This window comes from Jiangella rhizosphaerae (genome assembly GCF_003579925.1).
GTDB classification, from domain to species: domain Bacteria; phylum Actinomycetota; class Actinomycetes; order Jiangellales; family Jiangellaceae; genus Jiangella; species Jiangella rhizosphaerae.
Window position 1 is genome coordinate 1 of the sequence record NZ_QUAL01000009.1, and the last position, 9,273, is coordinate 9,273.

Below are 9,273 nucleotides of genomic sequence, written 5' to 3' on the forward strand. Positions count from 1 at the left end.
CTCGGCGCCCCGCCGGGAGCCGCGACGACGGCCACCCCGGGCCGCCACCGGTGCGGCGTCGCCGGCACCCGCGGCCGCCGGGACCGGCGCCAGGGGGAGCCGCGGCGAGGAGTCATCGGGGTCGAGGTCGGCGGCGTCGTCCACGGCGCCGCGCTCGCGCCTGATGCCGGGCAGCGCCAGGACGACGGCGACCACGACCGCGCCGAGCTGGAACCAGAGCCAGAACGCGCGCCGGTTGCCCTCGTACTCGACGGTCAGTTCACCGGCCTGCGGAGGCAGCGTGAAGGCCTGCGCCCAGCCGCCGTACGTCGTCGGCTCCAGCTCGGTGCCGTTGAACCGGGCGGTCCAGCCGGAGTCGGCCAGCTCGGACAGCACGACCATGCGGCCCTCGGGACCCTCGGGCACGCTACCCGCGGCGCTGACCTCGTCGCTGGGGACCGTGACGACCTCGGCGTTCTCGTCCGCCATCGGCGCCAGCTCGCCGTCCTCGGCCGGCGGAGCGGCGATCCACACGCGCGCCACCGGCTGGTCGATCTGCCAGATGGCCGCGCCCTCCGGCGCGCTGCTGCGGACCAGGCCCGGCACGGTGTCGAGGGTGTCGGCGAGGTCGGCGTCGTACGGCCGCGGGAGGTAGACGTAACGCACCGCGAACTCGGCCAGCCGGGCGCCGTCGGCGCCGCCGCGGCCGGAGACGACATCGGCGACGACGTCGTCGAGCGGGCCGTACTCCTCCGGCGGCGGGCTGGTCTCGGCGTCGCCCAGCCGCGGGCCGGACTGCCGCAGCAGCGCGTAGGTGATGCGGCCGTCGTCGGCGCGGTTGAGCACCAGCGTGCGGACCCTTTCCGGGCGGGCGGCCTCGTCGGCGACGTACGCGGGCAGGATGGCCGGGTCGCGGCGCTCGATCGGGTCGCCGGCGCCGCGGGCGACCCACCAGCCGGCGGCCACGAGCGGCGCCAGGCCGGCGGCACCGGCGATGATGACGGCGAGCGGCTGGCGCCAGCCGAAGCTGGCGCGCGACAGCCGCTCTCGTGCGCCCTCGCTGCCGATGGCGGCGGCGGCCAGCAGCGCGCCGGCCACCACCACCGTCGCGTACCCGGGCCAGCCGGCGACCGGGGTCTCCAGCGTCGGGCCGCTGACGGCGATGCGCGACAGCACGATGCCCGCGACCAGCGCGACCCCCGCGACCACCCAGGCGGTCGCGATGGCCAGCCGGCGGACGGGACGGAACAGCGAGATCCAGGCGGCGGCCAGGATGCCGGCGCCGAGCCAGATGGGGCCGCTGCCGGGGCCGCCGGGGTTCTGCAGCAGCACCGACCACGGCGCGAGCTCCGGGTCGGACAGGCCCGGCCCCGGTACGCCGGCCTCGGTGACCAGCAGCATCGGCCGGCTGATCAGGCTGCCGGTCCACGGGATCAGCACCACCGGCGTCACGGCCAGCAGGACGCCGAGCCGCAGCAGCGAGCGGCGGTCGCCGAAGACCGTCGCGGCCGCGACGATCGCGAGGACGAGTGCGATGAGCCAGGCCAGCGGCACGAACGCGGAGATCACCGCGAGCAGCAGCCCGGCGCTCCACGCGGCCCGGCCGGGCCCCGAGCGGCCCGGCGTGCCGAGCGTGCGCATGACCGCCAGCACCAGCAGCGGCGTCAGCACCGTCGCGACGGCGGTGCCCAGCCGGCCGGCCGCGATGGCGCCGGTGACGGCGGGCAGCAGCGCGTAGCTCGCCGACACCCACACCCGCAGCAGCTTCGCCCGCACCAGGCGGCGGACCAGCAGGTACATCGTCAGGCCGGCCAGCGGCACGGAGCCGATGAGCAGCAGGTCGACGGCGAGCGAGGCGTTGCGGACCAGCGTGCCCGCCAGCGCGACGACGCCGAGGTACGGCGGCGTCGCCGAGGCGCTGCCCAGCCCGGCGCCGTGCCACGACTCGGTGTAGACGGCCCACAGCTCACCGGCGGCCGCGGGTGCCGGCAGCAGCGCGCCGCCGAACAGCCGGCCGGAGCCGATCAGGTCGCGCGCCGTGACCAGCGTCACCACGACCAGCGCGGCCGTCATCAGGACGGCGGGGTGCAGCAGGAAGCGCAGGATCCACGCGTCGTCACCGGCCGGTGCGTCATCGTCGTCGCCGCCCGAGGTGGCGGCGCGCCGCCCGCCCGAGACGTCGTGGCCCGCGCCCCCGCCGGACCCGGTGAGGATGCCCAGGACGTTCTCGCCGGCATGGCGCAGTTGCTGGCCGCGCGGCGGGAACAGCGAACGCAGCTGCGACGGCGCCTTGCGGCGGGTCTTCCGGCGCCGCGACCGTGCTCGGATGAGCACGTCGGGCCGGCCGATGACCGACAACAGCGCCACGAGCTCCTCGAAGGCCAGCGCCGGCTGCTTGCCGACGAGGAACGTCAGCGACCGGCCGAGGCCCATGAACAGCACGCGGAGCAGCACGAACAGCAGCGATCGCGCCGGTGTGTTGGCCAGCAGCACGTAGATGGCGTTGCGGCGGTCGGCCAGGTGCGGCCGGTCGCGGGTGGCGCCCAGCCGGCGCCGTCCGTGCGCGGCGGCCTCGGCGTGGTAGACGACCGCCTCGGGGCAGACGACGACCGGGTAGCCGGCCTCGTTGGCGCGCCAGCCGAGGTCGAGGTCGTCGCGGAAGATGGTGAGCCGCGGGTCGAAGCCCTCCAGCTCGTCCCAGACGTCGCGGCGGATGAGCATGCCCGCGCTGCCGACGGCGAGGACGTTCTTCGTGGTGTCGTGCTGGCCCTGGTCGTACTCGCGGCGGTCCAGGCCGGTGTGCCGGCGGCCGCCGCTGGTGACCGTCAGGCCGATCTCGAGCAGCTGGCGACCCTCGCGCCAGTCGAGCACCTTCGGCCCGATGATGCCGGCGTCGGGGCGGCGCACGGCGGCCTCCAGCAGCCGGGACAGCGCGTCCGGCGCCGGCGCGCTGTCGTCGTGCAGCACCCAGATCCAGCGGGTCTGCTCGGACCGGCGCAGACCTCCGCTCCCCCACATGGCCTGTGCCATCTCGTCGCCGGCGGCGACACCGGCCGCGACGGCCGCGCCGAACCCCGTCGACCGGGGCATCGCCACCACCGACGGCGCGCCGAGGGTGGACGTCAGGACCTGCTCGGTCTCGTCGCGGCTGCCGGTGTCGACGGCGACGATGCGCTCGGGCATGCGACGCAGCGCCGCCACCGCCTCGAGCGTGCGGTGGATGAACCGGCTGCCGTCGTGGGCGACGATGACGGCGGTCACGTCGTGCGTGAGCAGCGCGGTGGGGTCGACCGGCTCCGGTTCGCCGACGTCACCGGCGAACGCGTCAAGGGCGGCGTCAGCGCCGATGCCAGGGTCGGAGTAGACGCTGGGCGTCGTGCTGCCGTTGTCGATTGCGGTCAAGGGGTCCGGTGCCATGCCTCGTCGTCGTTCCAGCGGTCGGTCTGCGAGCACACGAGGGGCGGCGGCCCCGGCCGAAGCGTGCCTCGACCGGGCGACCCCGTGCGCCAGCCGCCAACCTTACGCGCTGAACCTGAGAACGGCAGAGTTCAGCTCGACGGCGACCGGCCGGGCGACCGTCAGACCGCCCGCTTCTTGAGTTTCCGCCGCTCCCGCTCGGACAGCCCGCCCCAGATGCCGAAGCGCTCGTCGTGCGCCAGCGCGTACTCCAGGCATTCCGCCTGGACCTCGCAGCCGAGGCACACGCGCTTGGCCTCTCGGGTGGACCCACCCTTCTCAGGGAAGAACGCCTCCGGATCAGTCTGGGCACACAGCGCCCGCTCTTGCCAACTCATCTCTTCGGCTTCGCCCCAGAGCAGGTCAATCTCGTCCCACTCGGTCATGGCTCGCCTCCTTCGACCTGGTTCTCCGGCTCATGAGCCGGCCCCCGAAGCGGTCCCGCGGTGGTCGAGGCCGCGAGACCACTGAACGACACGTTCGAAATTACATGAATGCAATACGTGCGCGTCAAGCGGAACCGTGCTAAAGATCTCCGTTTCGTTCGCCGGCGGTCCGCCACGGCGGCCGCCCCGACCCGCCCGCGGGCCCTCGCGGCGCTGCCTGAGCCCGGGCGGTTCGAGGCGGGAGCATAAGCGCTCCGCCTCGCAGCACGCCAGACGGCCGATCACCCGATGCGTCCACCCGCCGGGCGTGCCGTTTCGTTGACGTCCGGAGTCGCGCTCGGGTTCCATCCTCGGTGGGGTGAGTTCGCCTCGGGGCCTCGACGTGGGCCGGACCAGTGTGGCGTCGGCCGTCCCCCTGCTGCCCATTTTCTTAGCCGCGCAACCGCGCCTCAAGCGGACCTAAGGGGCGCTTCGCGCCGACGATGACCGCTTGACCCGCGGCTCCGCGGCCAAGAACGGGCAGCTATCAGGGGGACGGGGGCAGAGCGGGCACGCCTCGGCGTTCGCGTGCCCGTTTCGCGTGCTTTGTCGGGCTGTGGACAGCCATGATCATCGACGATCGCCTACATCACGAGGATTACGTGAGCATCAACACCCCTACAGCCCTGGTGATGCTCAGGTAATCCTCGTGATGGCTCCCGAATCACGGTGAAATCTCACCAGGCGGACGCTCAACGACACCAACGCCACACCGTGACGGGGCCAACGCCCCCCAGGCTGTGAGCCGACGTTGGTCGTGCCGGTGGGAAGGTCGCTGACGTTCGCGATGGAGCCGACATCGTGCCGACCGCCACACGCGCGGCCGTGGCCCCTCACCGTGCCGACGAACCCAGTCGTGTGGTGCCAGCCAGGCCGGGCGCACCGGTCTTGTCGCCGTCGACCACCGGTGCCGATGACGACGAGCCGCTGGCCGCTGATGGGTGAGGGATCCGGGTAGCCAGGACGACGCGGATCCCTCACCCATCCAGGCCGCGACGGCATCACCTGCCGACCGCGACACCGTGACGACGACGCCGCCACCGTGACCACCACACCACGCGACACGCCCCACGCATTCATCGGCATCTCCAAGGCCGCAGCGTCGGCAATCTCGGCGTCGGCTAACACCCAGGCCCGTCGCCGCTCTTCCCCCGTCCCCCTGATAGCTGCCCGTTCTGAGCCGCGGGCGCGCGGGTCAAGTCCAAGCGCCCCAACCACGGCGAAGCCCCACCACGAGGCGCGCGGACTTGAGGCGCGCGCCCGCGGCCAAGACAATCGGGCAGCAGGGGGGCGGGGGCCAACGCCACAACCCCCCGCCGACGCACCGGCCGTGTCTCGCGGACCGGGCGCGGCGCGGTGGCCAGCGTGACACCGGGTACGGTCGTGGCTGTGCTGAGGATCACCGCGCTCGCCNGGGCGCGGCGCGGTGGCCAGCGTGACACCGGGTACGGTCGTGGCTGTGCTGAGGATCACCGCGCTCGCCGGTGGGATCGGCGGCTCCAGGTTCCTGCGGGGGCTGCTGCGGGCCGCGCCGGACGCCGAGGTCACCGTCATCGGGAACACCGCCGACGACATCGTGCTGCACGGGCTGCACGTGAGCCCCGACCTCGACACCGTCATGTACACGCTCGGCGGCGGCATCGAGGAGTCGCAGGGCTGGGGCCGGTCGGGCGAGACGTTCGCCGTCGCGGAGGAGCTGGCGGCGTACGGGGCCGAGGCGCAGTGGTTCACGCTCGGCGACCGCGATCTCGCCACGCATCTGCTGCGCACCCAGATGCTGACCGCCGGATACCCGCTGTCCGCCGTCACCGAGGCGCTGTGCGACCGCTGGCGGCCCGGCGTGCGGCTGCTGCCGATGACCGACGACCGGGTCGAGACGCACGTCGTCGTCCCGGCCGGTGGTGACGAGGACGGCGCGGCGGAGAAGGCGATCCACTTCCAGGAGTGGTGGGTCCGGCTGCACGCGGAGGTCCCGGCCCGGCGGATCGTGCTCGTCGGCGCCGACCGGGCCAAGCCGGCGCCGGGCGTGCTCGACGCCATCGCGGCGGCGGACGTGATCCTGCTGCCGCCGTCGAACCCGGTGGTCAGCATCGGGCCGATCCTCGCCGTGCCGGGCGTGCGGGACGCGGTCGCGTCCGCGGCCGCCCCCGTCGTCGGGCTCTCGCCGATCATCGGTGGTTCACCGGTGAGAGGGATGGCCGACGCCGCGTTGACGGCGATCGGGGTCCCGACGACGGCGGCCGGGGTGGCCGAGCTGTTCGCCGACCTGCTGGACGGCTGGCTGGTCGACACCGTCGACGCCGACGCCGTGCCGGCGGTCGAGGGCGCCGGCGTGCGCTGCGTCGCCGTCCCGCTCTGGATGACCGACGTCGACGCCGCGGCCGCGATGGCACGCGCCGCGCTGGATCTCGCCGAGGAGGTGCGGGCCCGGTGAGCGCTCGCTACGAAGCGTTCGGGCTGCCCGGCATCCCCGAGGTCCGGCCCGGAGACGACCTGGTCGAGCTGCTCGCGACGGCGCTCGAGGCGGCCGCGCCCGGCGACGGCGGGCCGTCCGGCACCGCGCTGCGCGACGGCGACATCGTCGTCGTCACCAGCAAGATCGTCAGCAAGGCCGAGGGCCGCATCCGCGCCGGCATCGACCGCGACGAGGCCATCGACGCCGAAGCGGTCCGGACCATCTCGGAGTGGACGACGCCGCGCGGGCGCACCCGCATCGTCGAGACCCGGCACGGGTTCGTCATGGCCGCCGCCGGGGTCGACGCGTCGAACGTCGAGCTCGGGTCGATCGTGCTGCTGCCGGTCGATCCGGACGCGTCGGCGCGGGCGCTGCGCGACGGACTGGGCAAGCGGTTCGGCGTGCGCATCGGCGTCGTGATCACCGACACCGCGGGCCGGGTCTGGCGCAACGGCGTCACCGACTTCGCCGTCGGCTCGGCCGGCATCCGCGCCGTCGACGACCTGCGCGGCAGCACCGACGCCTACGGCAACGACCTCGGCGTCACCGTCGTCGCGCTGGCCGACGAGCTGGCGGCGGCCTCGGAGCTGGTGCGCGCCAAGCTGTCCGCCGTCCCCGTCGCCGTCGTGCGCGGGCTGCCGCACCTGCTGCTGGAGCCCGGCGAGGACGACCCCGGCGTCGCGGCGCTCATCCGGCCGAGCGCCGAGGACCGGTTCCGGCTGGGCACGCCCGAGGCGATGCGTGCCGCCGTCCAGGCCCGCCGGACGGCGTCGTCGTTCACGCCGGCGCCCGTCGACCCCGGTGTGGTGCGGCAGGCCGTGGCGGCCGCGTTCTCCGCGCCGTGGCCCATCGACACCCCGCCGTGGCGGTTCGTGCTGCTGGAGTCGGACGCGGCCCGGCGGCGGCTGGCGTCGGCGCTGGACGGGGCCGGGCTGCTGAGCACCGCTCCGTACGTCGTCGTGCCGTGTCTGGTCGACGGCTCCGACGCGCTGCTCGGGCTGGGCGCGGCGGTCCAGAACCTGCTGATCGCGCTCGGCGCCGAAGGGCTCGCGTCGGCCTGGCTCTTCCCCGACCCCGCGCTCTCGGCGGCGACGGCCGCGCTGGGCCTCCCGCCCGGCTGGACGCCGATCGGCGCGGTCGCGATCGGCCACGCCGCCGAACCGGCCGCCGACCACCCGCCCGTCGACGTCGCCACCGTCACCGTCACGCTCTGAGGTCCCGTCACATGTGGCGGAAGTCGCGCACCGGTGCGCGCGGGCCGCGCCTGGGCGGGGTGGCGCCGGCGCGCAGCAGCAGGACGCAGGCGCGATGACGGTGGCCGCGGTAGGGCTCGAGCAGTTCGAGCATGAGCTGGTCGGACCCCCGCCGCGACCCGGTCAGCGCGTAGGCGACGGCGTGCGGCAACCCGTAGTCGCCCACCGACACCGCGTCGGCGTCGCCCAGCACCCGCTGGCGGACCTCGGCCGACGTCCACACGCCGATGCCGGGGATGGCCCGCAGCCGCTTGTCGGCCTCGTCGGTGGCCAGGCCCGCGATCTCCTCGAGCCGGGCCACGTGCCGGCCGGCGGTGACGATGGTGCGCGAGCGCTGCGGCCCCACACCGGCGCGGTGGTACTCCCACGACGGGATGCGCGCCCAGGTGTCGGCGGGCGGGACGACGCGCATGCGGTCGGGCGCGGGGCCGGGCGCCGGCTCGCCGAACCTGCGCAGCAGCCGCATCCAGCCGCGGTACGCCTCGGTGCCGGTGACCTTCTGCTCCAGGATGGCGGGCACCAGCGCCTCCATGACCAGCCCGGTGCGCCCGATCAGCGTCCCCGGGAACCGGCGGAACGCGTCGGCCAGCACGGGGTGCCGCGGCTCGAAGCCGTCCGGGTCGTCGTCGGAGCCGAGCCACAGCGGGACGGCGTCGAGCGCGGCCGCCGCGCCGGGGCCCCACGCCGTCGCCGTCACCTCGCCGCGCGCTGCCGCCACGCACACCGTCGCCGGCTCGCCGCCGGGCCGGCAGGTGCGCCACACACGCCCGCGCCCGTCGACCTGGAACGCGGGGTCGTACGGGCCGCGCTGGTGCGGCGCGAGCGTCGCCAGGACGTCGACCGGGCGCCGCGGCCGCCACGTCCGCTCCATCACGTCCCCCAGTGAAGCACGGGACCCCGACAAGCCCAACGGCGCAGGTCGGCGGCCGGTTCGCCATTCAGACGGGCGGCGGGCGGTCGCCGTAGGCTGTGCGCATGAGTGAGACCCCGGCAGAGCTGCTGCGCACCGCCGTCCGTCACGACGGTGCGCGGCCGTTCCTCACGTTCTACGACGACGCCACCGGCGAGCGCGTCGAGCTGTCCGTCATCACCTTCGACAACTGGGTCGCCAAGACCGCCGGGTTCCTCACCGGCGGGCTGGGCGTGGAGTCCGGCGAACGGGTCGGGCTGCGGCTGCCGGGGCACTGGCAGTCGTTGGCGTGGGCGGCCGCCTGCTGGTCGGCCGGCGTCTGCGTGGTGCTGGGCGACGACGACGACGTCCAGGTCGCGGTCGCCGGGCCCGACGCGGTCGCCGCTGCGGCGGGCAGTGCGCCGGAGGTGGTCGGGCTGGCGCTGCGCCCGCTGGGCGGCCGGTTCACCGAGCCGCTGCCGCCCGGCGTCACCGACTACGCCGTCGAGGTGCCCGGCTACCCCGACCACTTCGTGCCGCCGTTCCCGCCCGACGACGCCGAGCCGGCGCTCGAGCGGGCCGGCGTCGTCCACACGCTCGGCGGCCTGGCCGACCACGCCCGGCAGCGCGCCGAGCAGCTCGGCGCCGGCCCGGGCGGGCGGCTGCTGGTCGCGACCGACGACCTCGGCACGGCGCTGGTCGACGCGCTGCTGGTGCCGCTGGTGGTGGGCGGGTCGGCGGTGCTGGTCCGGCACGAGGACCCGGCCCGCCGGGCCGCCCGGGTCGACGCGGAACGCGTGACGGCGGCCGTCGCCT

Annotated in this window: 6 protein-coding genes; 3 read left to right on the forward strand and 3 right to left on the reverse strand. The window is 75.1% G+C overall.

The window, feature by feature from the left end; genetic code table 11:
• The coding region (locus DY240_RS01020; protein ID WP_158602688.1) for a glycosyltransferase at positions 1-3,381 on the reverse strand (3,381 nt) is incomplete at its 3' end.
• 176 nt (positions 3,382-3,557) lie between these two features.
• Positions 3,558-3,821 (reverse strand): WhiB family transcriptional regulator, encoded by a 264-nt coding sequence (locus DY240_RS01025; protein ID WP_111256351.1) that lies wholly within the window; start codon positions 3,819-3,821, stop codon positions 3,558-3,560.
• A gap of 1,501 nt (positions 3,822-5,322) precedes the next feature.
• Between DY240_RS01025 and cofD the strand changes: the two genes are divergently transcribed.
• Complete coding sequence (cofD, locus tag DY240_RS01030; protein ID WP_119658124.1) at positions 5,323-6,294, forward strand: 2-phospho-L-lactate transferase; 972 nt, start codon at positions 5,323-5,325, stop codon at positions 6,292-6,294.
• Positions 6,291-7,529 carry a coenzyme F420-0:L-glutamate ligase gene (locus DY240_RS01035; RefSeq protein ID WP_119658121.1) on the forward strand — a complete coding sequence of 413 codons (1,239 nt, stop codon included), beginning with the start codon at positions 6,291-6,293 and terminating at the stop codon, positions 7,527-7,529. The genes cofD and DY240_RS01035 overlap by 4 nt, the downstream gene beginning before the upstream one ends.
• 7 nt (positions 7,530-7,536) lie before the next feature.
• Here the strand turns inward: DY240_RS01035 and DY240_RS01040 are convergent, their stop codons facing one another.
• Positions 7,537-8,439: a DNA-3-methyladenine glycosylase family protein gene (locus tag DY240_RS01040; RefSeq protein WP_119658122.1), complete on the reverse strand. Its 903-nt coding sequence runs from the start codon at positions 8,437-8,439 to the stop codon at positions 7,537-7,539.
• A gap of 104 nt (positions 8,440-8,543) precedes the next feature.
• Here DY240_RS01040 and DY240_RS01045 point away from each other — a divergent pair.
• A partial coding sequence (locus DY240_RS01045; RefSeq protein ID WP_119658123.1) for a TIGR03089 family protein occupies positions 8,544-9,273 on the forward strand: 730 nt, incomplete at its 3' end.

Bases quoted from the DNA above. Each gene is read 5' to 3' on its own strand.
- DY240_RS01040 (WP_119658122.1), bottom strand. From the start codon at position 8,439: ATGGAGCGGACGTGGCGGCCGCGGCGCCCGGTCGACGTCCTGGCGACG.
- DY240_RS01025 (WP_111256351.1), bottom strand. From the start codon at position 3,821: ATGACCGAGTGGGACGAGATTGACCTGCTCTGGGGCGAAGCCGAAGAG.